General features: G+C 61.6%; 28 protein-coding genes. 7 read left to right on the top strand and 21 right to left on the bottom strand.

The window, feature by feature from the left end; genetic code table 11:
- Positions 1-159 precede the first annotated feature (159 nt).
- Positions 160-582: a hypothetical protein gene (locus AB4Y81_RS03795; protein ID WP_275775960.1), complete on the top strand. Its 423-nt coding sequence runs from the start codon at positions 160-162 to the stop codon at positions 580-582.
- A 79-nt stretch (positions 583-661) separates the two neighbouring features.
- On the opposite strand, the gene AB4Y81_RS03790 is transcribed toward AB4Y81_RS03795, so the two are convergent.
- On the bottom strand, positions 662-913 hold the full coding sequence (locus AB4Y81_RS03790; protein WP_055971322.1) for a hypothetical protein: 252 nt from the start codon (positions 911-913) through the stop codon (positions 662-664).
- Positions 914-1,007: 94 nt separating this feature from the next.
- Here AB4Y81_RS03790 and AB4Y81_RS03785 point away from each other — a divergent pair, with 94 nt between their 5' ends.
- Positions 1,008-2,471, top strand: coding sequence for a protein adenylyltransferase SelO (locus AB4Y81_RS03785; protein ID WP_416428562.1), 1,464 nt, complete (start codon positions 1,008-1,010; stop codon positions 2,469-2,471).
- Between the two features lie 61 nt (positions 2,472-2,532).
- On the opposite strand, the gene AB4Y81_RS03780 is transcribed toward AB4Y81_RS03785, so the two are convergent.
- The 5 genes from AB4Y81_RS03780 to AB4Y81_RS03760 form a co-directional block, all read right to left on the bottom strand.
- On the bottom strand, positions 2,533-2,826 hold the full coding sequence (locus AB4Y81_RS03780) for a hypothetical protein (protein ID WP_306876618.1): 294 nt from the start codon (positions 2,824-2,826) through the stop codon (positions 2,533-2,535).
- Positions 2,827-2,857: 31 nt separating this feature from the next.
- The gene (locus AB4Y81_RS03775; protein ID WP_026267045.1) at positions 2,858-3,274 is read right to left on the bottom strand and encodes a MarR family winged helix-turn-helix transcriptional regulator; all 417 of its coding nucleotides are present in this window, start codon (positions 3,272-3,274) and stop codon (positions 2,858-2,860) included.
- Between the two features lie 76 nt (positions 3,275-3,350).
- The gene (locus AB4Y81_RS03770; protein ID WP_416428560.1) at positions 3,351-3,758 is read right to left on the bottom strand and encodes an ASCH domain-containing protein; all 408 of its coding nucleotides are present in this window, start codon (positions 3,756-3,758) and stop codon (positions 3,351-3,353) included.
- Between the two features lie 20 nt (positions 3,759-3,778).
- The gene (locus AB4Y81_RS03765) at positions 3,779-4,240 is read right to left on the bottom strand and encodes a hypothetical protein (RefSeq protein WP_018776905.1); all 462 of its coding nucleotides are present in this window, start codon (positions 4,238-4,240) and stop codon (positions 3,779-3,781) included.
- A gap of 181 nt (positions 4,241-4,421) precedes the next feature.
- The gene (locus tag AB4Y81_RS03760; RefSeq protein ID WP_416428559.1) at positions 4,422-4,949 is read right to left on the bottom strand and encodes a DUF1349 domain-containing protein; all 528 of its coding nucleotides are present in this window, start codon (positions 4,947-4,949) and stop codon (positions 4,422-4,424) included.
- A 205-nt stretch (positions 4,950-5,154) separates the two neighbouring features.
- Here AB4Y81_RS03760 and AB4Y81_RS03755 point away from each other — a divergent pair, with 205 nt between their 5' ends.
- Positions 5,155-5,568: a DUF7793 family protein gene (locus AB4Y81_RS03755; RefSeq protein ID WP_039242673.1), complete on the top strand. Its 414-nt coding sequence runs from the start codon at positions 5,155-5,157 to the stop codon at positions 5,566-5,568.
- Here AB4Y81_RS03755 and AB4Y81_RS03750 read toward each other — a convergent pair.
- From AB4Y81_RS03750 to AB4Y81_RS03735, 4 genes are all read right to left on the bottom strand, one after another.
- Positions 5,552-6,310, bottom strand: a complete 759-nt coding sequence (locus tag AB4Y81_RS03750; RefSeq protein ID WP_281444981.1) for a cation diffusion facilitator family transporter — start codon at positions 6,308-6,310, stop codon at positions 5,552-5,554. The genes AB4Y81_RS03755 and AB4Y81_RS03750 overlap by 17 nt on opposite strands.
- Positions 6,307-6,633: an ArsR/SmtB family transcription factor gene (locus tag AB4Y81_RS03745; RefSeq protein WP_110503748.1), complete on the bottom strand. Its 327-nt coding sequence runs from the start codon at positions 6,631-6,633 to the stop codon at positions 6,307-6,309. The genes AB4Y81_RS03750 and AB4Y81_RS03745 overlap by 4 nt, the downstream gene beginning before the upstream one ends.
- 79 nt (positions 6,634-6,712) lie before the next feature.
- A complete protein-coding gene (locus AB4Y81_RS03740) occupies positions 6,713-7,450 on the bottom strand; it encodes a GAF and ANTAR domain-containing protein (protein WP_018776902.1) in 738 nt (245 codons plus the stop codon).
- Between the two features lie 96 nt (positions 7,451-7,546).
- Positions 7,547-8,746, bottom strand: a complete 1,200-nt coding sequence (locus AB4Y81_RS03735; protein WP_441995336.1) for a glycoside hydrolase family 26 protein — start codon at positions 8,744-8,746, stop codon at positions 7,547-7,549.
- Positions 8,747-8,818: 72 nt separating this feature from the next.
- On the opposite strand from AB4Y81_RS03735, the gene AB4Y81_RS03730 reads away from it, so the two are divergent.
- The gene (locus tag AB4Y81_RS03730; RefSeq protein ID WP_110503749.1) at positions 8,819-9,271 is read left to right on the top strand and encodes an SRPBCC domain-containing protein; all 453 of its coding nucleotides are present in this window, start codon (positions 8,819-8,821) and stop codon (positions 9,269-9,271) included.
- A 33-nt stretch (positions 9,272-9,304) separates the two neighbouring features.
- Here the strand turns inward: AB4Y81_RS03730 and AB4Y81_RS03725 are convergent, their stop codons facing one another.
- The 6 genes from AB4Y81_RS03725 to AB4Y81_RS03700 are packed head-to-tail and all read right to left on the bottom strand — an operon-like array spanning position 9,305 to position 17,147.
- On the bottom strand, positions 9,305-9,979 hold the full coding sequence (locus AB4Y81_RS03725; protein WP_079580903.1) for a response regulator: 675 nt from the start codon (positions 9,977-9,979) through the stop codon (positions 9,305-9,307).
- On the bottom strand, positions 9,979-12,588 hold the full coding sequence (locus tag AB4Y81_RS03720; protein ID WP_064721483.1) for an ATP-binding protein: 2,610 nt from the start codon (positions 12,586-12,588) through the stop codon (positions 9,979-9,981). The genes AB4Y81_RS03725 and AB4Y81_RS03720 overlap by 1 nt, the downstream gene beginning before the upstream one ends.
- Positions 12,589-12,621: 33 nt before the next feature.
- Positions 12,622-13,233 (bottom strand): potassium-transporting ATPase subunit C, encoded by a 612-nt coding sequence (locus AB4Y81_RS03715; RefSeq protein WP_441995333.1) that lies wholly within the window; start codon positions 13,231-13,233, stop codon positions 12,622-12,624.
- 9 nt (positions 13,234-13,242) lie between these two features.
- Positions 13,243-15,378, bottom strand: a complete 2,136-nt coding sequence (gene kdpB, locus AB4Y81_RS03710) for a potassium-transporting ATPase subunit KdpB (RefSeq protein ID WP_441995331.1) — start codon at positions 15,376-15,378, stop codon at positions 13,243-13,245.
- Positions 15,375-17,042, bottom strand: coding sequence for a potassium-transporting ATPase subunit KdpA (kdpA, locus tag AB4Y81_RS03705; protein WP_434327197.1), 1,668 nt, complete (start codon positions 17,040-17,042; stop codon positions 15,375-15,377). Before kdpA ends, kdpB begins: the two co-directional genes overlap by 4 nt.
- A 6-nt stretch (positions 17,043-17,048) precedes the next feature.
- Positions 17,049-17,147, bottom strand: coding sequence for a potassium-transporting ATPase subunit F (locus AB4Y81_RS03700; protein WP_441995328.1), 99 nt, complete (start codon positions 17,145-17,147; stop codon positions 17,049-17,051).
- A 338-nt stretch (positions 17,148-17,485) separates the two neighbouring features.
- Between AB4Y81_RS03700 and AB4Y81_RS03695 the strand changes: the two genes are divergently transcribed.
- The 3 genes from AB4Y81_RS03695 (at position 17,486) to AB4Y81_RS03685 (ending at position 20,872) form a co-directional block, all read left to right on the top strand.
- Positions 17,486-18,883: a TrkH family potassium uptake protein gene (locus AB4Y81_RS03695; protein WP_441995327.1), complete on the top strand. Its 1,398-nt coding sequence runs from the start codon at positions 17,486-17,488 to the stop codon at positions 18,881-18,883.
- 214 nt (positions 18,884-19,097) lie between these two features.
- Positions 19,098-20,006 (top strand): alpha/beta hydrolase, encoded by a 909-nt coding sequence (locus AB4Y81_RS03690; protein ID WP_144401320.1) that lies wholly within the window; start codon positions 19,098-19,100, stop codon positions 20,004-20,006.
- A 44-nt stretch (positions 20,007-20,050) separates the two neighbouring features.
- Positions 20,051-20,872, top strand: a complete 822-nt coding sequence (locus tag AB4Y81_RS03685; protein WP_441995324.1) for an alpha/beta fold hydrolase — start codon at positions 20,051-20,053, stop codon at positions 20,870-20,872.
- A 482-nt stretch (positions 20,873-21,354) separates the two neighbouring features.
- Here the strand turns inward: AB4Y81_RS03685 and AB4Y81_RS03680 are convergent, their stop codons facing one another.
- The 5 genes from AB4Y81_RS03680 to AB4Y81_RS03660 all read right to left on the bottom strand — a co-directional run bounded on the left by AB4Y81_RS03680 (position 21,355) and on the right by AB4Y81_RS03660 (position 26,576).
- The gene (locus AB4Y81_RS03680) at positions 21,355-22,113 is read right to left on the bottom strand and encodes an SGNH/GDSL hydrolase family protein (RefSeq protein WP_441995322.1); all 759 of its coding nucleotides are present in this window, start codon (positions 22,111-22,113) and stop codon (positions 21,355-21,357) included.
- A gap of 213 nt (positions 22,114-22,326) precedes the next feature.
- A complete protein-coding gene (locus AB4Y81_RS03675) occupies positions 22,327-23,046 on the bottom strand; it encodes a sialate O-acetylesterase (RefSeq protein WP_441995420.1) in 720 nt (239 codons plus the stop codon).
- An 832-nt stretch (positions 23,047-23,878) separates the two neighbouring features.
- Positions 23,879-24,457: a VanZ family protein gene (locus tag AB4Y81_RS03670; RefSeq protein WP_441995321.1), complete on the bottom strand. Its 579-nt coding sequence runs from the start codon at positions 24,455-24,457 to the stop codon at positions 23,879-23,881.
- Between the two features lie 136 nt (positions 24,458-24,593).
- On the bottom strand, positions 24,594-25,220 hold the full coding sequence (locus AB4Y81_RS03665) for an LPXTG cell wall anchor domain-containing protein (protein WP_441995320.1): 627 nt from the start codon (positions 25,218-25,220) through the stop codon (positions 24,594-24,596).
- A gap of 174 nt (positions 25,221-25,394) precedes the next feature.
- Entirely contained in the window at positions 25,395-26,576 is a 1,182-nt protein-coding gene (locus tag AB4Y81_RS03660; RefSeq protein ID WP_441995419.1) for a DUF4012 domain-containing protein, read from the bottom strand.
- Positions 26,577-26,893 lie beyond the last annotated feature (317 nt).

Here is a 26,893-nt window from a genome sequence, read left to right as displayed (position 1 = left end):
AGGGAGTATTCGCTCTTCAGCTTCGTGGTCAGGCGCTCGACGTTCCAGGGGACTCGCGGGGGAGCGATCGATGGTGGCGATATACGACGGCGGACGCGTCACCGTCCGCTGGTGCCCGCCCAGGGTTAGGCTGGGGTTTCATAAGTTTTGGGGGAATGAATGAGACGTGGCTGGACGCTTTGCTGCGCAATGGTCATCCTGGTGGCCTTGTCCTCATGTGCCCGGCCCGGCATCGAGGAACTGGGACGAAGCGCCATCCGGGACCGCGCTGCAGAGGGTATGGACTGGTTCATCGGGTTTACCGCGGCCACGGATACGTCCGACAGGGACGCCGTGCGCTCCAAGTTACAGGGAAACAGCGTCACTTACTCGTTCGGTTGGGAGGCCGACGGCAACTTCCATGCCGACCGGTACTTCCGCGAACACCTAACCACCAGTGGGGGTTGGTGGGCTGAACAGCGAACCGTCAGCGCGTGTGTGCGATACACAGCAAAACCCGGAGGGCCGGTGATGGCATCCGTGGCCTGTCCGGACAGGCTCCCGTTCACGGAGCGGGTCGACGAGCAAGTCACCATTCCTTGAGCCGGAGCTGTCGGGTGTTAATCCCTGTTGGCCAGCTCTTTCAGCCGTAGAGGACGGAAGGGAGGGGAATGCGCCCCGCCTAAATGTTGAACGGCTTGAGCACTACCATGACCACGATCGCCAGGACGATATCAAGGACAGCCAGCACGATCCCAGCAGTGGCCTTGACGCCTTGGGTCTCGGCTTTGCGGGCAAAGATAAAGGCCGCGATGCCCAAGGGAATTCCCAGGATGAACATGCCGATGACGCCCAGGATGATTGAGGTCTTCTTATACGACTGGCCGAGCCTTCGTTGAATCTCGGTCTCGGTGGTGTCGGTTGTAGTAGTCACGGTTTGAAGGATAACCTGCGGACACCCTGAGTCTTGCAGTCCGCGTCGCTCAGCATCCTTACCACCCCGCCCGAAACCGCCCTATCCTTAATTGATGAGCCACTCCGCCGAATCCACCATTGCCTTCGAGGGCCACTTCGCCCGCGACTTCCCCGAGCTGGCTGTTCCGTGGCGGGCGGAGGAGGCCCCGGATCCGCAGCTCCTGCTGGTCAATGAACCACTCGCCGTCGAACTTGGCTTTGACCCTGGTTTCCTGCGGAGCCCGGAGGGCGTGCGGCTGCTGATCGGCAACGCCCTGCCGGAGGATGCAACCCCGGTGGCACAGGGGTATTCCGGGCACCAGTTCGGTTTTTATTCGCCCAGGTTGGGGGACGGGCGCGCACTGCTTTTGGGTGAGGTCGCCGACGCTGACGGGAAGCTACGCGACATCCATTTGAAGGGTTCCGGCCGGACGCCATTCGCGCGGAACGGCGATGGCCGGGCCGTCGTCGGACCCATGCTGCGCGAGTACATCGTCAGTGAAGCGATGCACGCCCTGAATATTCCGACCACCAGGTCCTTGGCTGTCGTCGCCACGGGCCTATCGGTCCAGCGCGAGACGGTCCTCCCGGGCGCGGTCCTCACCCGCGTGGCGAGCAGCCACATCCGGGTGGGCAGCTTCCAGTACGCGAGGGCCGGCAACGACATCGAACTGTTGCGCCGCCTGGCCGACCATGCAATCGAACGCCACCACCCGTCGTCGAGCACTGAAGACAATCCGTATCTCGCCCTGCTCAAGAGCGTCATAGCCGTCCAGGCGCGGCTTGTAGCCCAGTGGATGCTGGTGGGCTTCGTCCACGGCGTCATGAACACGGACAACATGACGGTGTCCGGCGAAACCATCGACTACGGTCCATGCGCCTTCATGGACGGGTTCGATCCCGGTGCGGTGTACAGCTCCATCGATGAGCAGGGCCGGTACGCCTACCGCAACCAGCCGGTGGTGGCCGAGTGGAACCTGGCCCGGTTCGCGGAATCGCTGGTGCCTTTGATCCATGATGACGAGGAGCAGGCGGTGGCGCTCGCCGTCGAAGCGCTCGGCGGTTTCCGGCAGCAGTACAGCGCTGCCTGGTTCAGTGGCATGCAAGCCAAGCTGGGGCTTCCGGAGGGAATTGACGACGCCGTTGCGTCGCCTCTGGTGGATGACCTCCTGAAGCTGGTCCAGGAGGCGCGCGCCGATTACACCTCGTTCTTCCGCAACCTCGGCAAGGCGGCCCGCGGGGATGCCGAGCCCGTCCGCGGCGCGCTTCTCGATCTCCCGGCGTTTGACGACTGGCTGGGACGGTGGCGGGCCCAGAAGCCCGACGCTGATGCCATGGACAAGGTCAACCCGATCTATATCCCGCGGAACCATCTTGTGGAAGAGGCTCTCGCGGCTGCGACGAACGGGGACACCGGCCCGACGGCGGAACTGCTGGAGGCGCTCGGTTCGCCTTATTCGGAACGCCCCGGGCTGGAGAAGTTCGCGGTTCCGGCGCCTGAGAGTTTCGGCCCGTACCGGACTTTCTGCGGCACGTAGGTTAAATGCCAAGGGGAAGCGACCCGGCTGGGTCGCTTCCCCTTGGCATTGTCCTTTGCCTTTAGCTCCAGACGGCCCTGACTACCATGTCTGCACCGGCAGCCAGGTGGTTGCCGGTGTGCCCTGCGTCCAGAACACAGACATCCTCTGATTCAGGCGCGCCTGTTGATACAAGGCATTCTGCTGCCCTGAAGCTAAGAAGGTCTACGGGGAGGCTGTCGCCTATTCGAAGTTCACTCATGATGCCCTTTTGCTTGGTCCGGGCATCGCAGTACGTCACGCTGGCCCGGGGTGTGGAGATACGACTTTTGGAGCGCCGGACTTCATCAGCGGTACCTCCATACTGCCTTGCCATGGAGGGTTCCGTCTACGCAGGCCACTGAGAGCTAGTGGAAGGGGGTGTCCCGCACGATGGCCATGAGTTCGTCGCGGAGTCCCTCGGAGTCCAGATTGATGGTGGAGAGCACCGAGTTTTCCTGGCCGTGGGACTGTTCCAACAGGTCAAGGCCCAATGGGGTGATCGACACCAGTTGGCTGCGTCGGTCAAAGCGGTTGGGTTCTTTGAGGATGTATCCGCGGGCTTCGAGTCTGTTGAGGAGCGGGCCCATGGTCTGCGCCTGCACGCGGACGTTCTGGGCAAGTTTTCCAGGGGTGATGGGCCCACCCGTTGCCACGGCGTCGAGGGTGAGCACTGCCGGATAGGTGAGGCCAAGTGGGCGCAGTTTTTCGTTCCATGCCAGCTCCACCAGTCTCGCTGCCGTAGACAGCAACCGGCTGGTTGGCCAACGGTCCATATCAGGCATTCAGGCACCCCCGGCCTATCGCAAATAGTCAGCTTGCTTACTATGCTACATCAGCCGTTGGACGTAAGGGCGGTGGTCAACCGGCGACCCTGAATTGTTCAAGTACAACAAGCGATGAGTCGGTGATGGTGAAATCCTCGCCAAGCTCCGCTTTCATTGGCTCTGATGACCAGAATCCGGTGTGGCCGACCAGCCAGTCTGTGACCGTAACGTACCCCTCTCCTTCGGCCAGCACGTGATCCAACGGAACATCGCGGAGTGGGACGATCCGGACCGCTGTAGTGTGAATCACCGCCACCCTCTGTCCATCCGAATCGATGACCGCACCCCTGTGCCCGACAACGGGCAGCGGTTCGTTGCCGACCTCGTATTCGTGGAGAAGGGAAGTTGTAGCAGTCTTGCGGCCAGCCAGGATCGCTCTGACCAAGCGATCGCGAAGTGGCCCGGGGAAGGCGAATTCAACGATGGGGAGCTGTTCATGCATACGAACAGCTAATCACTAAGTCAGGAGAGCTCGAACGCCGGACGTCCGCCGCTTCGCTCGTCGCTGTGCACCTGCAAGGCCCGGCGCATGGCCTGGCGGTTTTCTTCCACCGCTTCGAGGTTGCCGGCCACCCGGTAGAGGTCCGCGGCCCACTGGAACTCGTCTGCAGCGGCACGGAAACGGGCTTCGTCGAACAGGCGGCGGCCAATGTGGTGGCGGACGTAGGCTTCCTCGTCGGGTGTCCGAACGGTCCGGAGCGCCTTTTCGTGAAGAACTGCGGCATCGTGCCAGCGGTATTGCCGTTGGTAGACCTGGGCGAGAATCAGCAGCAACTCGCGGCGGTCGGGGGAGTCGGGCAGAAGCTTGAAGCCTTCGTCCAGGGCTTCAGTGTCCCGGCGGAGCAAGCCCAGGTACCTTACGCGCTCCATGGGCGGACAATCGCCGGCCAGTGCAGCTTCCAGTGCGGCGCGGTCGATCACCACGTCGCGGAATGTCGAAGGGTCAGTACGCCAAAGACTTGCAGTATCTTCCACCGTGATGTGCCCCCCATAGGACTGTTACGGAGCCGACTGTGTTGCAGCCGCCGTCGATGGCAAGCTGCGGAAGTCTCCATAATCTCATGAAGTGACCACCCCGCAAGCCAATCGTCAGTGGAGCTGGCTGTCAGGGGGAGAAACCCGCCAGGAGTGGAAATGGGCCGGCGAAGGCGGCCAGCTCCGGGGCGAAAGGAACCACGCGCACCAGCTGCAGCGGGCCGGTCCCCGCCGCGGCCCGGATGGTCAGTGCGTCGCCCGAGCGGCTGATGCGCACACGGACCCGGCCGCCGTTCCATTCCGGGACCGGCGCCAAAGACCAGTCCGAGAAACGGTCGGTGACCACTGCGCCCAGTTGAGCGGCGCCGTCGGCGAATTCGACGCCCGCCTTGACCCAATGCCCGGCGCTGACTCGGACGAAAATCCCCGCCTGGTCGAACTGCTGCGAGAACGCTGCGGTGAACTCAACCTCCATGGCGCTGTCCAGCGGAAACGGGGCAAGCAGCGCGTGTTCGGTGTCGTGCACGAAACCGTAGGAGGTGACGCGCCAGGCGTCGCTGCCTTCGGCTGCGGTGACCAGCAGGTCAGTTCCATGCTCGACGACGGCGGCCGGCTGGTTGGTCCACTCGCCGCGGCTCCACGCTAGTTCCGTACTCACAGTGCTCCTTGTTTCCCGCGATCAGTGACTCCACTCTGACACATGGCACGACAGTGCCAATTGCGCGCGTACGGGTAGGTAGTTCCTAATGCCGACGGAGGCAAAAGGCAAGTACCGATTACTCGGGCGCAGGGCAGATAATTGTTCTTTACTAAGTCCAGCGGATCACCGCAGGGGCAGGAGACGGTTACGTAGGAGGTGCAGGATGGAACAGATTGAGTTGGACGACAGCGTCCTCCGTCTGGAAAAGGGTGTCCTGCATCTGGTGTGGAACCACGGCGTGCGCATCGAAGCGGGGAATGCCCGTGCGGCCGTGGATGCCGTCAATAGACTTGCGGACGGTCGGAAACTCCCGCTGCTGGTGGACATGGCTGCCACTGGGTTCCTGAGCCGTCGGGCGCGGGAGGTCTTCGAGGAACCGTGCGCCGCGTCCAGGATCGCGTTACTGGGAGAGAGCCCGGTGGACCGCACCGTGGTCCAGTACCAGCTTCACACCAGCAAGGTTCCGTGCCCCACCATGTTTTTCACGTCGCGACTGGAGGCGTTGGGATGGCTGGCTGAAGCTTCCACTGCTGAGGGTGCGTCTGTTTCTGCCGGGCGGCCTACCGGCTTTCGATAGAGATCCCCGGGAGCGGGATTGCCGAAGATGCACACCCGGCACAGCAGGAATCTGTTGCGTCCGGTTCCGTGGTGCCGATAGTGGCCGATTCACCCGTGCCTTTCGGGCGCTGCACCACAGGTGCGCAACAGCTGTCCCCCTGCCAGGCGTTGATGCCTTCCCTGACGGCGATACCGGCTATGACCAGTGCGGCGCCGGCGTCCGCCCACCACCACCCCAGGGTGCTGTTGAGCACCAGTCCGATCAGCAGGACGGCAGAAAGGTACGTGCACAGGAGCGTCTGTTTCGAATCGGCGACGGCGGTCCTTGAGCCGAGCTCCCGGCCCGCGGTGCGCTGTGCCCAGGACAGTACCGGCATGATGGCCAGGCTAAGGGCGGCAATGATGATGCCTGCGGTGGAGTGCCGGGCTTCTCCGGCCCCTGTCAGCGAGCGGACGGCGTCGAGGGCCACGAACGCGGCCAAGGCAAAGAAGGAAAGCGCGATCACCCGGAGGGTGAGATGTTCACGCCGTTCCGGATCCTTGCTGGAGAACTGCCAGGACAATGCCAAGGCGGACGTGACTTCGATGATTGAGTCGAGACCGAAGCCGACCAGGGCCGAGGAATCCGCTACACCGCCGGCCCACAGTGCCACCGCGGCCTCGATGACGTTGTAGCTGATGGTGGCTGCAGCGAAAATCCGAATGCGGCGCATCAAGGTGAGCCGGCGCGCGGGGTGCATTGTTCCTTGGAATGTGCTCATGCGATGCAGCTCCCGTCGGGTGCGCAGCAGGCGGGATCGACGGAGAGGACGACGCTCATCAGGTCCTTGATGGCATGGCCCAGCCGGGGATCGGCGAGTTCATAGCGGGTACGGCGGCCGTCGGGGATCGCGACCACCAGTCCGCACCCTCTCAAGCACGTCAGGTGATTGGACATGCTTTGCCGTGATACGCCAATCGCGTCTGCCAAGTCGGACGGGAAGGACGGAGCCTCGGCAAGGGCCAACAGAACCTTGGCTCGGGTGGCGTCCGAGATCGCGTAGCCAAATCTGGCGAGGACCGGTGCGTTGGAGAGAACCTGCATAATTTTAGAGTACATCGATGAGTGTATTCATCCAATGATGTACATAAGGCCGTTACGCGGCTCTTTCGGGTTACTGCAACTAGTCCTCGAAGTTGAGCTTTCCGTCGCTGCTCCCGGTTACCCTTTCAACAATCTCTTCGGCTACGACGCGGAGTTTCTGGTTTCGGTGGCTGGAGGCGGTGGTCAACAGCTGGAACGCCTCGTCGTGTCCACAGCGGTTCTGGGCCATGATCACGCCGCAGGCAAGGTCAATCACTGTTCTGCTGGCCATGGCAGCCTTCAGGTCCGTGTTCAGCTGCTCTGTGGCTTCGATCCGGATAGCAAGGCGCAACGTGCTTCCGGCAACGTCCGCGAAATCGGTTGCCTCCCTGATGACGTCCTCGGTGAACAGTCCCGGCGCCGGCGCGAAGAAGTTCAGAACTGCCTCCGAGGTTTCGCCCAGCATCATAGGCACCCCGAGGGCGCTGTGGACGCCTTCTGCTGCAAGGAGCCGGCTGTACTCGGGCCAGTCGATGTCAGTTTCGACGTCGGCCAGCAGCACCGGGCGCCCCTTGTCCAGGGCTTCCAGGCAGGGACCCTCCTTGAGGGTTTGTTCAATATGGTCCAGGTGCACAGCCTTCTCACTGCTGCCCGCAACGGTGGCTGTGCGTTTGCGCCGGCGAAGTGTCACAGCACAATCGATACGGGCTCCGCTGGCTTGGCTGATGGCAGTTGATGCGAACCGGGTCAGGCCATCGAGGATTGCCTTGATGTCCGCGGAGCCAGCCACCAGCTCGTGGAGCCCGCGGATGTGCTCGGTAGGGTCAAAGGTCTCCATGCGCCTAATGGTAGGCCACTCCAGCCGCGCCTGCTCCCTGCCGCAGCCCCCTATCTCCCTGCTCTGGCCCCCTAATGCTGGTGTGCGCGCAGGGGCTCAGGATGGTGCGTCTCCGGCGGGCGAACATGCTGCGGGAGCGTCGGCGAAGGTGAACCAGTCCGGGAGGGCCGCCGTGTACGCCTCGCGCACCTGGGGATTTTTGGTTGCCGTCCAGTCCACGGTGGCCTTCACCTCAACCTCGTTCTTGTCCCATTCGAACCAGTTGATCATTTTCAGGGCGGGGTAGTCCGTGGGGATGGCCGGATCGAAGAGCTGACGCCACCAGGCCTCTTTAATGGCCAAAGCGTCGGCACCCTCGCCTGATGCGACCGTGAGGGCTGCAGTTTCAGGGATGGCCACGGGTTTGTTCCGGGCGGTCCCGTACTCGGTATAGAAGTCCGGGACGGCGAGATCGTCGCCGCCGGCACCGTTGTAGTTGCCGGTCAGTTGCTGAAGGAATTTGCCCTGTTCGGGAATGACGTTGGCACCCCAAGGGTAGGTATTGCCCCAGTGGTAGAGGGACATGCCCACCCAATCCACTGCATCATCCCCGGGGTAGTAGGGGGCGTAGGGATCGTCAACGCCGGTGACTTCGCCATCTTTGTTGGTGTCCAACGCAGCGAACTCCGGTGTTCCGGCTACGGCTTGATACTTACCGCCGCTAAAGGGGTATCCGCCGCCATAGTTCGGCGCCCACATCATGGCGCTTCCTGCCGTTTTTGCATGAACTGCTGTGGCCACGCGCTGATAGGCGGCCACATAGGCCGTGGGTTGCTGGCCCCAGGCATACCAGGACCCATTCATCTCGTGGGCGAACCGGACGATCACGGGAACGCCTGCGTTGTTGAAGCGGGCCAGCATGGTTGACAACTCGACGGCAACCTCCGGTGTGACGGAAGCCAACCCTTGCTTGGGCTCGAGGGTGAGCAGCATCGTCCCGCCGTTGGCACGGATCTGCTCGAACGCGGCTTCAACGTTGCCTCTATCTGTCCCCGACATGGGAAAGTCGGTGAACGTCACCGTGACAGCGGGCCGTTGCCCAAGGTTCGCCGCGTATTGCTCAAGGGTTTCGTGCTCCCAGTCCAGATTCACGCCCGCCAGGATGCCTTCAGGTGGTGCCGAAGGAAAGGCGGCCCGGCACGTGGGGAGCGGCGAAGTGGTGGAGCCTGGCTGTGGTCCAACGCAAGCGCTCAGGGAACTCCCCAGCAGGGCCGCGCCAGTGACAGCAGCAAAGAATTTACGGGCTCCCCAAATCATGGCTTTCAATGTAGCAGCGCACCTGTAGCATCATCATCATCACCGCATTCCCGCGTAGAGGAGCCGGAAGCCATGTCTGAGATATCCGATGGAACTGCCACCACTACCAGCAAGACATTCAGTCGTGAGACGCGGGTAGCCACTCTCATCGACGCGCCTCCCTCCAAGGTGTGGGGGCTGTTGACCGACGCCGGGAATTACCCCACGTGGAATTCCACGGTGGTGTCAGTGGACGGTGAGATTGCCCCGGGATCGAAGATCACCTTGGTGTCCACGTTGGACCCCAGCCGCACGTTCAAACTCAAAGTCAAGGAATTCCAAGCGCCTGCCAAGCTCGCCTGGGGTGATGCTCTGGGAACCCGGACTTACACCATCACCGAGACCAACGACGGCCGGTCCCGCTTCGAGATGGCGGAGAAGATAGGCGGGCCCGTCTTCCCGCTCTTCGCCAATAAGATTCCGTCCTTCGACGCCAGTTTCACCCAGTTCGCCGCAGACCTGAAAGCCGCTGCCGAAAAAGCTTGAGAATGACGACGGCGGTGCGGGCACCTGCCGGACTCAGGGGACAAACCTGTAGCCCATCCCTGGCTCGGTGATCAGGTGCCGGGGGCTGCCCGGTTCTTTTTCGAGTTTTCGGCGGAGCTGGGCCATGTAGACGCGGAGGTAGTTGGCTTCCTTGGCATAGGCCGGTCCCCAGACTTCCGTGAGGAGTTGCTGCTGGGTGATGAGCTTGTCCGGGTTCCTGACCAGGATGTCCAGGATGTTCCATTCCGTGGGTGTCATACGGACGTCCTGGCCGGCCTTGGTGATTTGCCTCTTGCCCAGGTCCACTGTGAAGGAGCTGGTCTCAACCCTGGTGATCTCTTCGCTGGGTTCGGTGCTTCGGCGCAACAACGCCCGCAGCCTTGCCAGGAGTTCCTCCAACCCGAAGGGCTTGGTGATGTAATCGTCAGCCCCTGCGTCCAGGGCTTCCACCTTGTCGTTGGAGCCGTGCCGGGCGGAGAGCACCAGAATCGGTACAGCACTCCATTCACGCACTGCAGCGATGACGGCGTTCCCGTCCATGTCGGGCAGGCCGAGGTCCAGGATCATCACCGCGATGGGCCGTTGGGCGGCGGCGCGAAGAGCGGACTCTCCATCGGTGGCGGTCACCACCGTGTATCCCTGGCCTTTCAAGGTGATGGCGAGCGCCCTGACAATGTGGGGGTCGTCGTCCACGACCAGAATGTTCACTAGGGGCCTTTCGGGGCAGGCAGTGCGGTAACAGGGGGAGCCGCGGGGCGTTGCGGCAGGTCCGGGGCGGGACCTGTGGAGAGGGGGAGCCTGATGAGCATGGTGAGTCCGCCTCCGGGTGTTTCTTCGGCGGTGAGTGTGCCACCCATGGCCTCGGTGAATCCTTGGGCTACGGCAAGGCCCAGGCCCACTCCCGTGGTCGCGGGAACATCGTCCAGCCGTTGGAAGGGCTGGAACATTTTCAGGACGTTGCTGGCCGGGACGCCTTGGCCGTGGTCAATGATGCGCAGTTCGCCCGCGGGCCTGCCGTCCAGGGTTGTGGTGCTGAACCCTCCCGCGGCGCCGGCGATGACCACCTCGGAGTCAGGGGCGTATTTCACGGCATTTTCCACGATGTTCGCGATGACCCGTTCCAGCATGCCGGCGTCGGCGTCCACTTCGGGCATGTTGGGTGGCAGGTCCACCCTGACCCGTCCAGGCGCGATGCCGTGCAGGGCTGCGGGGATCACGTCGTACCAGCGCAGGGGCTTGATGAGGGCGTTGACGGAGTCTGAAGTGATGCGGGACATGTCCAGCAGATTGCCGACCAACCCGTCCAAGCGGTCCGAGCATTCGTCGATGGTTGCCAGCAGTTCCTGCTCTTCGTCCTCGGTGTACTGCACGCCAGGCTGGCGCAGCCCTCCAACAGCGAGCTTGATGCCCGCCAGAGGTGTGCGGAGGTCATGCGAGACGGCCCTGAGGATGGAGGTCCGCATGGTGTTGCTTTCGGCCAGCCGCGTCACTTCCCGGCGGGTGGCGGCGAGCTGGCCGCGTTCGAGCAAAGCGGACAGATGCGCGCCGAAGGCTCCGAGGAGCCGACGGTCGCTGGCGGGCAGTATCCGGCCGCTGAGGACCAGCCTGGTGGTGCTGTCCACCTGTTCAATGTTGTCGACGTCGTCCTGGTCACCTTGGGTGCTGCCCGCGGCAGCGACGCGGCGCCATTCCGGCTCTGCTGGGGACGGCCGGAGCTGCCGGTTGTCCGCGGCGGAGGAAACGTACAGTGCCGCGCCGTGGACCTGGAAGACTTCCAGTGCTTGTTCCAGGAGATCCTGCACGGGGTCTTCTGCGGTGGTTGCCCCGCGGGTGAGGTCTGCCAGGGTGGCTGCTTCAGAGCGTGCGCGTGCTGCCTCCTTGGAGCGCCGAGCGGAGAGGTCCACCACCACCGCCACCGCGGAAGAAACTCCGGCGAACACCAGGAGGGCCAGGAGGTTCTGTGGGTCACTGATGGTCAGTGTCCCCATCGGCGGGATGGAGAAGTAGTTCACCAGGACGCTGCTCCAGAGCGCACCCAGAAGGGCGGGCCACAAGCCACCCACCAGGGCAACGGCTACCGAGCCGCTGAGCTGGATCAGCACTGCCGTGGCAATGTTGTGGGTTGGGGCCGCCGCAAGCACCAGCTGCAGCAGCACCGGAACGATCACGGCCATGGCAAAACCGACGGCTACACGCACACGCCCGAGGTCGCGTTTGCGGGTGCGCTCCAGGCCGCGGCCTCCCAGGGGGTGGGAGACCATGTGGACGTCGATGTCGCCGGATCCTCTGACGACGCGGCTTCCCACGCCACCGCTGAGCAGGTTCGCGGGGAATTTGCGGCGTGATACTCCCACCACGATCTGGGTGGCGTTCACACTCCGGGCGAAGTCCAGCAGTGCCTTGGCAGGGTCTTCTCCGGAGACGGTGTGGTAGCTGCCGCCGAGGTCCTTGATCAGCGTGCGTTGGGCTTCCAGGTCCTGGGGGGACTCGGCGGCCACACCGTCAGCGGCCCGGACGTGGACGGCCAGGAGGTCACCGCCGTTTACCCTCTTGAGGATCCGCGCGGCACGCCGGATCAGTACTTCGCCTTCGGCGCCCCCGGTCAGTCCAATGACGATGCGCTCGCGGGCAGGCCAACTTTCCTCGATCTGGTTCTCTGCCCGGTAGCGCGCCAATCCTTCGTCCACGCGGTCAGCGAGCCAGAGCAGCGCCAATTCCCGCAGTGCTGTCAGGTTGCCCACCCGGAAGTAGTTGGACAGGGCGGCGTCGATCTTGTCGGCATCGTAGATCTTGCCATCGCCCAGGCGTTGCCGGAGCAGCTCAGGCGAAATGTCCACCAGATGGATCTGGTCAGCGCGGCGCACGACGTCGTCCGGGACGGTTTCGGCCTGCTTGACGTCGGTGATGGCGCTGACAACATCCCCCAGGGAGGCCAGGTGTTGCACGTTCACCGTGGACAGGACATTGATGCCCGCGTCCAGCAATTCCTCAATGTCCTGCCAGCGCTTCTGGTTCCGGCTCCCGGGAATGTTGGTGTGGGCATACTCGTCGACGACCGCGGTGTGTGGGCGCCGGGCCAGGACCGCGTCCAGGTCCATCTCTTCGAAGGTGCTTCCCCGGTACTCGATGGACCGGGTCGGCACGATCTCAAGCCCCTGGGTGAGCGCTTGGGTATCGGCGCGTCCGTGGTGCATGGCGAATGCCACCACCACGTCTTCGCCGCGGCCCAGCAGTCTGTGGGCTTCTTCGAGCATTGCGTAAGTTTTGCCGACGCCCGGTGCTGCCCCCAGAAAAATCCTCAGTGTTGCCCGCGCCATGTCCTCATTCTTCCACTCGGGAACCGAAGCTACTCACGGGTTCGCGGCCAGCCGGGCGACATCCAGATTCAGCAAGGTCACGTTGACCGACGGCTGGCTGAGGAAGGCCTCGAGCCCGCTGCTGGTCTGCTGGTCCACCAAGGTCTGAACGTCGCCGGCTTCGAGTCCGTGGGCTTTGGCAACCCGCTGGACCTGGAGATCCGCGTAGGCCTTTGAAATGTGCGGGTCCAGCCCTGATCCGCTGGCCGTGAGGGCATCCGCCGGAATGTCGGCTGGGTTGGCGCCCTCCGCTGCCGCGATAGCTGCACGGTTGCTGTTCACGGCGTCCAGGAGTTTGGGATCGTTGGGTCCAAGGTTGCTTGCTGAGGACGACGCCGGGTCCCACATGACGGCGGACGGCCGGGCGTGGAACCACTGGGGGCTCTGCGTTCCTGACTCGTCCGCCATGCTCTGGGCTATGAGCGCTGATGCTGCCGGCCGCCCGGCGGAGTCTTTCACGATGGATCCGTTGGCCTGGAACGGCGCAACCAGCTGCCCTGCGCCGAAGACCACCAGGGGGTAGAGCAAACCCAGCACGATGGTTGCCAGCAGCAGGAACCTGGCTGCGGTGCCTGCTTGGCGAAGGTATCCGGAAATGGTATTCATGGGTGGCTCCTAGCCGATGCCTGGGATGAGGGACAAGACCAGGTCAATGAGTTTGATTCCGAGGAACGGGGCAACCAGACCGCCCAATCCGTAGAGCAGCAGATTCCGGCCCAGGGCCTGGTTGGCTGACACTGCCCTGTACTTCACGCCCCGCAATGCCAGGGGGACCAGGACAATGATGATGAGGGCGTTGAAGATCACGGCTGACAGAATCGCCGACGCCGGACTGGCCAGCCCCATGATGTTCAGCAGTCCGAGCCCGGGGAAGGCTGCTGTGAACAGCGCCGGGACAATGGCGAAGTACTTGGCAACATCATTGGCCACGGAGAACGTTGTCAAAGCTCCCCGGGTAATGAGCAGCTGCTTGCCGATGCCCACAATGTTGATCAGTTTGGTGGGGTCCGAGTCGAGGTCCACCATGTTGGCTGCTTCTTTGGCCGCCGGTGTACCGGAATTCATGGCGACCCCCACATCCGCTGCCGCCAGCGCCGGAGCATCGTTGGTGCCGTCTCCGGTCATGGCCACCAGGCGTCCTTCACTTTGCTCCCGGCGGATGACGTCGAGTTTGTCCTCGGGCGTGGCTTCGGCAACGAAGTCGTCGACGCCGGCCTCCGCCGCGATCGCTTTGGCCGTCACCGGGTTGTCGCCGGTGATCATGACCGTTCGGATTCCCATGGCGCGCAGCTCGGCGAAGCGGGCTTTCATGCCCGGCTTGACCACATCGGCAAGGTGAACTGTTCCCAGAACCCGTGCGCCGCCGTCGTGCGTGCTTTCGGCTACCAGCAGCGGGGTGCCGCCTTGGGCGGAAATCTCCTGCACGCGGCGCTGGACTTCCGCCGGGAGGCGACCGCCGGCGTCGGTGACAAAATGCCCGACGGCGGACGCGGCGCCTTTGCGGATGAGGCGACCGTCCAGGTCCAGCCCGCTCATCCGGGTGCTGGCGGTGAACTCCACAACCGTGATGTCCGAGTAGGCGGTGCGCAGTCCGGCGAGGTCGGGACCGCCGATACCGCGGGCATCGGCAAGCTCCACGATGGACCGGCCTTCCGGTGTTTCGTCGGCCAGGCTGGAGAGCCGGGCGGCGGCGGTGAGTTCATCGAGTCCGACGTCGTTGGCCGGGAAGAAGTTCACGGCACGCCGGTTCCCGTAGGTGATGGTGCCGGTCTTGTCGAGCAGCAGTGTGGTGATGTCGCCGGCGGTTTCCACTGCCCGGCCGGATGTTGCCAGCACGTTGTGCTGCACCAGCCGGTCCATTCCCGCGATGCCGATGGCCGGAACCAGGGCACCAATGGTGGTGGGGATGAGGCAGACCAGCAGCGCAACCAGCACGATGGGAGACGGAGTGGCGTTCGCCAGTGACGCGAAGGGCGCCAGGGCCATGGTCACTACCAGGAACACGATGGTCAGTGAGACGAGCAGGACGTGAAGGGCGATCTCGTTGGGGGTCTTTTGCCGGACGGCGCCCTCCACCAGCTTGATCATCCTGTCGATGAACGTCTCTCCGGGCTCGGCGGTGATGCGCACGACGATCCTGTCGGAGAGGACCTTGGTCCCACCGGTCACCGAAGACCTGTCGCCGCCGGACTCCCTGATGACCGGTGCTGATTCGCCGGTGATGGTGGACTCGTCCACGCTGGCCAGGCCTTCGATGATTTCGCCGTCGGAGGGGATGACGTCCCCGGCTTCGCAGATGACGACGTCGTTGAGCTTCAGGTCAGTGCCGGCCACCACTTTGGTGCTTCCATCGTCCTGGCGCAGCCGTGCCGTGACACCCTGGCGGCTTGCCCGGAGGCTGTCCGCCTGGGCCTTTCCGCGGCCTTCGGCGATGGCTTCGGAGAGTGTTCCGAACAGCACCGTCAGCCACAGCCATGCGGTGACTGCGATGCCGAAAATGTCCGGCTTCACGGCGCTGATCACGGTGCAGGCCGCTGCTCCCACCAGCACGACGAACATGACGGGGGAGTGGACCATTTGCCGGGGATCGAGCTTCTTGAACGCGACCGGGAGGGCAGCCCGAAGCGCGGCGGCATTGAGCTTGGCCGGCGCCTTGGTGTGGTGCTTGTGTTCCAGTGGAACTGGCGGAGCATCAACGGGGTGGCCGGGTTTTTCGGACTCCGCGGCCGGAGCCGTGCTGGAGTTGGTCATTTGATAAGTCCTTCTGCGAGGGGGCCCAGAGCCAGGGCGGGGAAGTAGCTGAGCGCGGTGAGGATCACGGTCACGGCCAGCAGGAGTGAGCCGAACAGCGGGCCGTGGGTTGGTACCGTGCCGGAGGAGACCGGGATCTTCCTTTGCCGTGCCAGGGAACCTGCGAGCGCAAGGACCAAGGCGATGGGAAGGAACCGGCCCAACAGCATGGCGAGCCCCAACAGGGTGGAGAGGTAGGGGCCGGAGCTGGTGATGCCGCCGAAGGCTGAACCGTTGTTGTTGGCACCGGAGGTGAAGGCGTAGAGCAGTTCGCTGAACTGGTGCGGTCCTGATGCCGGGGCATTGGCCATCACCTCCGGCAGGAGTGCCGAAACAGCGGCGAGTACCAGCACCAGGGTGGGGGTTACCAGGATGTAGAGGGCCGCGATTTTCATTTCGCGGGGGCTGATCTTCTTGCCCAGGAATTCCGGGGTCCGCCCCACCATCAACCCTGCGATGAAGACCGCGATGATGGCCAGGACCAGCATCCCGTAGAGTCCGGATCCTGTTCCGCCGGGTGCCACTTCGCCGAGCATCATGTTCAGCATTGCGACGCCGCCGGCCAAGGGAGGCAGTGAGTCGTGGGCGACGTTCACCGCTCCGGTGGAGGTCAGGGTTGTGGACGCGGCGAAGATGGAACTGGCCGCCGGACCCAGGCGCTGTTCGAAGCCTTCACCCAGGCCGCCGGCTGCCGCCGTTGCCGTTCCTTGTGCGGAGGAGACGGCCCAAGCCATCAGGCACGTCGAGGTCAACCAGAGTGCGCCCATCACAGCGGCGACGGTGTAGCCCTGGCGCTGGTCTCCCACCATCCGCCCGTACATGTACGGCAGTGCGGAAGGGATGAGGAGGATGAGGAAAACCTGGAACAGGCTGGTGAAGACGCTCGGGTTTTCGAAGGGGTGGGCTGAGTTGGCGTTGAAGTAGCCGCCTCCGTTGGTGCCCAGGACTTTGATGGCTTCCTGTGAGGCCACGGGACCGCCGGGAATGGTCTGCGCGGCGCCGGTGGCGGCGTTCGTGACGTCGGTGGACCAGAAGTTCTGCACGACGCCGCCAATCACCAAGGCGATGGCCGCTACGGTCGCGATGGGCAACAGGATGCGGAAGGAAGCGCGGGCGAGGTCCACCCAGAAGTTGCCCAACCGGTCTGTTGTGGTCCTCACGATGCCGCGGATCAGGGCCACGACCACCACGATTCCCACTGCGGCAGAGAGGAAGTTCTGCACGGCGAGCAGGCACATCTGGACGAAGATGCCCACGGTGGCCTCGGGAACGTATGTTTGCCAGTTGGTGTTGGTGACGAACGAGATCGCCGTGTTCATGGCGACCCACGGGTCCACGCCCGGCAGGGAGTTGCTGCCCGGGAGCACGCCTTGGAGACGCTGCAACGCGAAGATCACAAGAATGGAGATCAGCGAGAAGAGCAGAACGCTGCGCAGATATACAGACCAGCTCTGTTCAGTCCCGGCGTCCACTCCGGCCAGGCGGTAGAGGACCTTTTCAGGCTTTGAGTGTTTGGTACCGGAGAAGACCCGGGCCATGTACACGCCCAAAGGCTTGTGCAGGAGAGCGAGGACCAGAAGCAGTACGGCTATCTGGGTGATGAAGGATGCAGTGCTGAAGACCACCCGGGGTCACCACTTTTCCGGGTTGAGGAGCACTGCCAGCAGGTACCCTGCAACGGCCAGGCCAAGGATGAACAGACTGACCCACATGATCGCGTCCGCGGTCATCGCCCACTCACCGGGCCTTCGCCGTCCACCATCTTGCCCAACAGGTGGGCCACCCACATCACGATTCCCATGCTCACCACAAGAATCACCACAACAGCCACGTCGGCCACTGGAACGTCCTTTCATCAGTGCCCCGATTGCGGGGCTGATGACAGTCAACTCCCGCAAAAGTGGCGAAAAGACGTTCCTTACGGTTCCTTAATGCGGACGTGGGAAATCTTGATGCGCTCTTAACGCGGGGGCGTTAAGGATTCGTCAAGATCTGCCCGCTTCCCGCCGATCCATAGCTGATCGGTGCTAGCTTCGGCACGGAAGCCTACCCACTAGGAAGATCGGGCATGACTGAACGCTCCCTCATCCGCCGCAGCCCGCTGCAGTTGGCTGTTGCTGACCAAGGGCAGCGCTTGGTATCGGGGCTGCTGCATCCGGTCCGTCTGGTGCCTCTGGCTTTCCTGGCGGTGATCATCGTCGGCGCGGGCATGCTGATGCTGCCGATATCGAGGACAGGCGACAGCGGCGATATCGTCACCACAGCGTTCTTCACCGCGGTGTCGTCTGTGTGCGTCACCGGTCTGATCACCGTTGACACTGCTACGTACTGGACGCCTTTCGGGCATGGGGTGATCCTGGCACTGATTCAGGTGGGCGGCTTCGGGATCATGTCCCTGGCAACTCTGTTGGCATTATTTGTGCGAAAGACCATTGGACTGCGTGGCCAGCTGGTGGCCCAGTCCGAGACCCACACCCTGAACTTCGGCGACGTGAAGTCCGTCCTTTTCAAGGTCCTCAAGATCATGGCTGTTTTCGAGGCGTGCACGGCGCTCGTCCTGACAGCACGTTTCTGGATCGCTTATGACGACAACCCCGGCACGGCCCTCTGGCATGGGGTCTTCCACGCGATTTCCGCCTTTAACAACGCAGGCTTTGCCCTGTACAGCGACAACCTCATCGGATTCGCTGAAGACCCCTGGATCATCGTCCCTATCTGTGCCGCCATCGTTGCTGGAGGACTGGGTTTCCCGGTGATCATACAGCTGTTCAGGACCGGTTTCAAGTTCAAGAACTGGACCGTTCATCTGCGGCTGACCGTCTACGGTTCTTTGCTGCTGCTGGGCGCGGGCATAGTGCTGTTCGCGGCCTTCGAATGGAACCGCCCGGAGACGCTGGGGCCGCTGAGTTTCACCGGCAAATTGTTGGGTTCCCTGGCAGGTGGCGTGTTTCCCAGGACGGCCGGTTTCAACAGCATTGACTACGGCGTAGCCACCCCGGAAACGCTGATGGTCACCAACATTCTGATGTTCATCGGCGGCGGGAGCGCAGGAACGGCCGGCGGCATCAAGATCACCACGTTCCTGGTCCTGGGCTTCGCCATCTGGAACGAGGTTCGCGGACGCGAGCAGGTCACCATCGCGCACCGCTCCATCAGCTCATCCACCCAACGGCAGGCGCTCACCGTGGCCTTGCTGGGTGTAGGAGCCGTTGTCCTGGGGACACTGCTGCTCCTCATGGTTACCGACTACAGCCTGGAGAAGGTGCTCTTCGAAACCATCTCCGCGTTCGGCACGGTAGGCCTAAGTACAGGAATCACCTACCACCTGCCGCCCGCCGCAGAATGGGTGCTGATGGCCTTGATGTTCACCGGCCGCATCGGCTCCGTCACGGTTGCCTCAGCCATCGCGCTGGCATCCCGGCCGAGGTTGTTCATGCTCCCCGAGGAACGGCCGATCATCGGTTAGGCGCCGGGGATCACGACGGCGTTGCTGCCGCCGGCTTTTGCGTGGGGTCTTCGGCGGGTGTYATCCCAAGGAGGAAGTCCTCGTACCCCGAACGGACTACCCAAGTGAGCACCCTGGGGTGACGCGCTCGCCGCCGGGACAAGCGAGGCTGGATACAGGGCGCACGGCGCGCACTGGGAAGGCATGTTTGAAGAGGGCAGTAAAGAAATTACTCGTGACAGTCTCTGCGATTGGGGCCGTGGTGGCGCTGGGGTTGGCGACCACCAGCGTGGTGAACGTGGTGGCGAGCAATTCCGAGAGCAGCAGGATTGAATCCTATGGTCAGCGGGTGGAGGTGGACGGCAGGAAGATCAACGTCCTGGTGACCGGCAGCGGCATCAAGGACGTCGTCCTGTTACCGGGCTTTGGAACGTCGTCGCCTGTGCTGGACTTCGCACCTCTGGTCCGCGACCTTTCCAAGGACCATCGGGTGATTGTGGTGGAGCCCTTGGGTTACGGCTTGAGTGATGGCACTGACCGGGACCGGACTACCGAAAACATTGTGCAGGAAGTTCATGGGGCCCTTCAGGCTCTCAACGTCAATCGCTACATCCTGATGGGACACTCCATCGCCGGTCTCTATGGCATCGACTACGCCAACCGTTACCCGGAGGAAGTCAGCGCCTTTGTCGGCATTGACACTTCCGTCCCGGGGCAACCAGGCATGGATACAGAGTTCCCTACAGGCCTGATGTCTGTCGCGAAAAACCTTGGCCTGCTCCGGCTCATCACAGCTGTGACCAGCTCCGACGACAACCCCGTCTATACCGAATACGCGCGTGAGCAGATGCAGATGCTCACCAACCGGAATTCGATGTCTCCCACGTACCTGAACGAGATGGCCCACATTTCCTCGAACTTCAAGAACGCCCTGGGCACGGCATTCCCGAAAGATTTGCCGCTGCTGCTGTTTGTTGTTGCGGAGAACAAACAGACCCCGGAGTGGCTTGACCTGCATCGGGGCCAGGCTGCCAGCGTCACTGACGGGACGGTGGTGCCCCTGCCGGGCGAACACTACCTCCACCACACGCATGCGGGGGAGATCGCGGATGGGGTTAGGAAATGGGAGGTGGGGCGGCGGTAGCGTATGCCTTCCTGCCAGCAGCGGGGCGAGCGTACGCTGAGGCCATGGAGTCCGAAGTCAGGACCGTATCTCTGAACACCGGGATCAGTGTGCCTTGTTTCGTGCGAGGGAACCTGGAACAAGCAGCCGACGACGGCGGCGCCCCACTTCTGCTTCTGCACGCTTGGGGCGAGTCCTGGCGGAGTTTTGATCGCCTCATTGCTTCGCTTCCTGAATTTGTGATTCTCGCGCCTGATCTGCGAGGTCATGGTGCGGCCGACAAACCGGCAGACGGCTACTCGCTTTGTGAAGTTGTTGAGGACGTCGTTGCCGTGTTTAAGGCATTCGGAGCCAAACAGGCACATGTCCTAGGTTCATCCAGTGGTGGTTACGTCGCCCAGCAACTCGCTGTCTCTCATCCGGAGCTTGTTGCATCCTTGACGTTGGTAGGCGCGCCGCTGACTCTCCACGGAAGGCCGCCCTTTGCGGCCGAGGTGGAGCAACTGACGGATCCGATCCCAGAGAACTGGGTTCGTGAGTCTTTGGCCTGGTACAGAATGTTGCACACTGTGCCGGCCGCATACATCGAGGACCGGGTACAGGACGGTCTGGCCATGCCAGCCTCGGTTTGGAAGACTTCACTGCGGGGATTCTGCGAGGCCGTTCCTCCGACGGAGACCGGCAACATTACTGTCCCGACGCTGATGCTTTGGGGCGCCCACGATCACCTGGTGCCGCGACAGCATCAGGAAACCCTGGTTGGCCGTATCGAGGGCGCACGAGTGCAGATCTACGAGGGGACCGGTCATCTGGTGCTCTGGGAATGTCCTGAGAGAGTGGCGGAGGATTTGAGGAGCTTCCTCGGAGGGCTGTCCAAACGCCCGTGACTTCGCCGTAGACCTCGGTTGCCTTGCCGTCACGATACTTCGGGCACCGCCCACACTCTGTGATTGACGAGGCTCAACCTGGACTACCGGAGTGGCTCGAGCTGAACCGGCGTCATCGACGGCACGGTGGTGTCAGTGCCCGGCGAGCAGCAATTTCACCACACGCATGCAGGAGATTGCGGATGGAGTGGGGGCGTGGGAGGTTGGACGGGGTTAGGTCAGTCGCGGAAGCGATCGAAACGCACGACCGACAATGCCCTGCGCTTACACAGATAGAACTCTTACCGCGGAGGCTGTGACCGTTAAATAGCATGCAAATGCTGCCTCGCTCCGCCGATGAGAATTGCGGCATCCTAAAAATCGGCGGTGTTGCGATTATCTCGACAATGTGGCTGCCGGGAGCAGAACGCTAGACCGCGTACCGGGTTGGCTTCCCGAACCGTTCACCCCACAAGGCTGAGCAGCTCTTCTCGCCAAGTCCGCTAGGACATCTTGATCCGATCAAGGATCAAGTCAGCTATGGCCTTATGGCCCTTGTCGTTTGGGTGGAACATATCGGACTTTCCGCCCCAGGTATCCGCGCCCGCCGGTCCTCGATTGGCTTCCCGGAGGAACGTACCAGTCAAGTCAACATACCTGCCGCCAGCTTCACTGCAGTTCTTATTGATGATGTTGTTATACGCGGGCGCTGTGGTGGCTGGTGACTGCCACGTTGAAAGGCAGATCATCGCAACCGACGGAGACTGCTTCTTAATCTTGAAAAGCAAAGCCCCGTACTGGGTGTCAAAGGATGCGGTGTCAGTCTTAGCGCCGACGTCGTTGGTGCCAAGTTCAACAATGGCTAGGTCAAGGTTCGGTGGTACCTCAAGAATCGAATTGACCTTGGAAAGAGTGGCATGCGCCTGAGACGCGCCCACGACCTCCACAGGGCCAACCTTCTCGATGCCACGCTCGACAATCTTCGTGAAACCCGCGTCCTTCGTGCTGGCGAAGAAGCCGTCGGCGAGCGAGTCGCCTGTAACGAGTAGCCGCAGTGGACGGTCAGCGGGGAACGTCATGCGTACGTGCTTTCCTTCGGCCTCGGCAGCGATCTCAGCCCCGATTTCATCTTTGACCTTTTGCTCGTAAGCCTGAGCCTTGGCCATGATGTCAGGGTCCACGGCCGAAGGCTCTGCTGCGCACGATGTTAGGGTCAAGGCAACTACGGCGAGCAATGCAGAGAGTTTCCCCCAAGAAGTCATTCAACGATTTTAGTGCACTCAACCTGAACAATATTCATTTAGACGCTTTATCGCACTGTTGCCCGTAGTCCTACGGGTGCCTGCGCTCGTTCCTTGCCGAGACAAACGCGGAGGTCCAAACCGGTGGCAAACAGAAGCCTGACGCCCTATAGCATAAAACGCTCAGAAACGCACTTCGACGGTACGACGGACAAGAGGCGTTGCTCACCTTCATTAAGCAGGTGCGAGCTTACGGTACTCATCGTAATAGCGGCGGCCCAGTTCCTTCTGGCCCTCGGCGTTATAGTGCAGCTTGTCCGAGGGTGAGTTGTACATTCCGCGGGGACCAGCAACGAAGCGCGTCACCGGAACTCGAGACGGCGTGTTGCGATGGGCTGCGTCAATCGCGGGGAATCCAGGTAGTGTCTCAGCGGCTTYGGTCATTCGGTCCGGGTTCATTTGTCCCACGAGGAAAGGCGCGAGCCCGAACTCGAGCCGGAACCCTTGGATCAGCGTGTCAAGTTTGTCGGCGTATTCAGATTGGCCAAGGTGGCGAACGTCAGATTCGCCTTGGTGCCACAGAATGCCCCGGAGTTGGCTTCCTGGGTGGGCGTGCAAAGCGGCCCTGAGTTGCCGACAAGCGAACGCGAAGAGGTTGATCGTGCCATCATGATCATCGACGTCCCATGAGTATCCGGACTGCGGGAAGAACCCTGACTCGCCCCGCGCCACGGGCACCACCAGAACGTGTTTTCCGGTTGCTGCCGCATGGAGGCTAGCGAAGGTGAGCCCGAAGCCGATCCCAGGTGCTCGAGTGTGATGCCAAAGTGGGTCCAGCCCCGCAATTATGCGCCCAGTGTTCCTGCCACTACCTGCGAACTGATGCACCTTTGGGCTGAAGGCTGTTTGCTGGCCTAAGCCGGCACCCAAAGCATTTGACTGGCCGGCGATCATGAACACGTCATAGTCACATGCGGGCGTGACACGTCGACCACCGACCAAATTCCTAAGCTTCCCCATAACGCAAATTGTACGGCAGCATAACTCCCCAGTAGACATGCGTCGATTCACGGTTGGCGGGGAATTTCCCTACTAAGGGAGAATAGCCGGCACCCTATTTGCGCAGGGTGTTCGGAAGCTATGCTGGTAGGCGATCATCCCCCTTTCACCGCGTTTCCGAACTGGCCGGATGCTCACCTCAGTCTTGCCTCTGCCGACCTCAGGTCGCAGCACTAGACCCTTAGAGGAAAATCGAACCAATGAGGATTCAGGGCGAGGCAAAAGGTGGGAACCTGAGAACCATCTCCCTTTAGTCCTCGTATGGTGGTCGCTGGACGGCTCTCAATTCAGTGACGGCGCGGGTTTAGCGGACTGTTAGCGAGATGGTGACGATTGCGATCGTTGCAACCAACAGGATTGACAAGGCAACATAGCTGCGCCACTTGGGTCCACTTTTGTGGGGGTTGATGTCGATGTACGGCAAGTACTGTGGTGTCCCTTCAAAGTGACTATGGCTGATTTTGGTTGATGAGTTGGTCTCCGGGATGTATCCCTTCGCCCTTGAGGCAGCGGCACGCCCCTGTTTGGGCAACATTTGATCGAGGCGTGCCGCTCGCATCATCATAAGGCTACTTTCCAAAATCGCCGCATGCTTCATGAATGACCGCCACGCGGAGGGTTTAGTCGCCTGAACGAAATCTGGGCTCTCCCTTAATAGCGAGGGCATGGCGTCCTGGAAGAATAAGTTACGCGAAGCTGACCCCAGCCAGACATGCGAAGAAGTGAATCAGTGGCGCTCTTCTGTGGGCTTGACGGTTTTTCCGCGCAGCAACAGACGCACTAGTCCGACGCCTATGACTGTCCCGACCGTATTTGTGACAACATCCAATAGGCTTGAAAATCGGGCGGGAATAAAAAGCATCTGGCCTATTTCCATGCACATTGAGGTAGTGAAGCCGATGGCCGTCTGCTGCCACGAGGCCCTCCTCGGCAGAGCCAAAGCGGCCAAAATTCCGAATGGAATGAACAGAACAACGTTGGCCGACGCCTCAATGAAGTGGTAGTCAAACCAGCTCGGCCAACCGTTGACGTGCAGATACCTTATCACCCTAGCGAGCATCCCCTGGACGGGTCTGTCAACGGGTGATGGCCAAAATCCAACCGTCGCCAAGCCTAGAAGATAAGCGGTTAGGGCTATTCGCCAAATTAGTGGTTTTTTCAATCGCGCCTTCAAAGAGTTCGCATGAGAGCCCAAGAACCGAGGCAAAGCGCTGCTACAGCAAGTAACACGAGTAGTGCGTGCTGAAAAAACTCCGGCGGTATGGGGGGCTTTCGGAACTTCGGCAGCCTCAGCGAAAACTGCCATCTGCGCCTTCTCAGGTGTCTCCCCATACCTCCCATGCATACCACAGTCGACACTTACGGTGGGGCGAAGAAACCAAAAAGGGTGGATTGCCAACGTGAAACCCTGTTGGCAATCCACCCTTCACAGCAATTGCCTCTTAGGCAGAGAGCTCGGTGCTCTTTGCGCGACGGCGTGCTACCACGACAGACGCGGTGCCGGCGGCAAGTGCTCCTGCGCCCACAAGGGACCACAGAATAAGGCTTGAGTCAGCGCCAGTGTTGGCCAGCGGGACGCCGCCTGTGTTGGCAAGGCCAGTGCCCGTGCCAGTGCCGGCATTGCCGCCAGTGTTGGAAAGCGCTGCACCGCCGACGACGACAGTGACGGGGCCGACCGTTACTCCTGATGAGTTACCGGTAGCCGTGACGGCGTAAGCACCCGGTTCGTTGATGGCGATGGGAGCCGAGAAGGCGCCGTTCCCATCAGCGACAGCCGAAAGAGTTGACGGTGCCAGCGGTATGCGGCCAGCAATGGACAGGCTTCCGGCCGAAACGCTGCTCCCACTGGCTGCAGGTGCGCCCGTCGGTGTTACCGTGATGGTAATGCCCTCACCGGGGGTGAATCCGGTGCCGCTGAAGACAAATGCTTCACCAGGTGCCACAGAGGCATCAGAGACGGCGACGCTGGTGTTAGGTGCTGGGTAGTTGGCGTTGTTTGCTACGGCCGGTACTGCGCCGAGAAGCGCGATAGAGCCTGCAAGCGTAAGTGCTGCAAGAGATTTCCTCATGTGTGTCCCCCCTGAGACCTTTGGTGGTGCTACGTGGTGTTGGAGATTTCTGAGACCCTACGAGACCGTAAGCGAAATCTCATTATGCTGCCCACGTAGAACGTACCATTCAATGCCCGCTGGCAGCAAAGAAAATCCATACCCGTTACAAAGGATTAACCTAGGCGTCTTATCTCATTCACAAGCAGCTGACTGCTGGGTTTGGACCACATCAATAACAGGCTGGGTCGTCGGTGTAACAACCAAATTGGGTTCCGAATGCTGAACGATGTGCCCAAAGTTGAAGTCCAGAGTTGTGGTTTCCCCAGGGGCAAGCCGGATGGTGGATGTCCCCACAGCGCGCTGGCTATGGTGTTGGGCCGCAAAGGGAATCTGATTGCCGTCCTTGACAACAGTGTCAATATTCGACTGGACCGGACCATAGGCTACAACGTTCGTTTGCACGCTACCGGCTGGCACCCCAAAAGCACCGTTGCCTGTTACATAGGCCGGAAGCGACTCTGCGGCATCGGACGGTGCCGTGTTTGTGCTGGTAACTCTTACCGTGACTTCACGGTATCCGTCGCGCGTGCAGTCTCTGACTAATTGAACACTGCGCTTCATCCAGAAATCCATTTTGGCGCCGGTGCCGTCGTTGAAATAGATGCCGAACTGGGCTGGCGACACGGTGACTCCCGAGATCGAACCTGCTATGGGATATCGACTTAGTACGTCCTGTTCAGCCGCAGCGTAAGACCACGCTGAAATGCGGCGTTCTGCAACTGCCTTCGTTAGCGCCTCAACAAGCTTCTTAGGGTCCGCTCTTCCCGAGGACACGCCACCGAATATTTGGTTTGCTGCCCCAGCAAAGTAGACATCCTGAAGGGCGGGTTCTTTGATAGCGGCGTAGGCATCTGAGAGTAGGGTACGAACCACGTTTTCGCTTGTAAGTTTGTTGGGTAGCGTACCGCCGATGGCCAGTATCTTGGGATCCGTGATTTCCACAGGCCCGGTGGCCTCAAGAATGAAGCTAAGGGCCACGGGGTCGACTGAAAGAACGCCGTCCAGACGTTCGCCCATATTTTTCTCCCACATGGCTTGAGCCGTCCTTGCCGCCGTTGGGAAGTCAGGGGTGAGATTTACGTCTTGCATGAACTTTCCAACGCGCTTGGAGAAAATCGCCTGCTGCTCTGGGTCAATTGGGAAAGGAGGGTCGAAGGTACCCATAGCGCCGGCACTTGTTTGGGACTCCAGACTGAGTTTGCCCTTGTCTAGGTTTAGAACGGCCAGTGCTCCAGGGATTCCGCCCGTTGCCCGAGACTCGGCGTTGTTCTGCATCATGAGGAGATACCGGCGGGGTTCGTCGGCGCCTAACATGGCTGGAGCCAACTTGGTGGCATCAGCAGCCGACAGAAGATCTTGGCTAAGTCCTGCAAGCTCCGTTCGTGCTTCGATTAGTGGGCGGGAGATTTGGGGCACGAGAGCGTCAGTGTCTATCGAGTCCAGCCTTTGAGAAGACTCATGCACGGCGTGCGCCGCTGTCTGTATCTGTGGTGCTGYGGCTCTCAGGGGCGAGAGGTCAACGCCGGTCGGAGAAGGCGTAAGCTGCCCCCAATTTAGTGTTTTGAGAACCTTGACGAGTGGCAGTGCCCCGAGCCGCGCTACGTCATCGGCGGAAGTGGACACCTCACTTG

Origin of the sequence: Paenarthrobacter sp. TAF1 (assembly GCF_052113825.1) — a bacterium.
GTDB classification, from domain to species: Bacteria; Actinomycetota; Actinomycetes; order Actinomycetales; family Micrococcaceae; genus Arthrobacter; species Arthrobacter nicotinovorans.
This window is presented reverse-complemented; position numbering and strand designations above follow the sequence as displayed.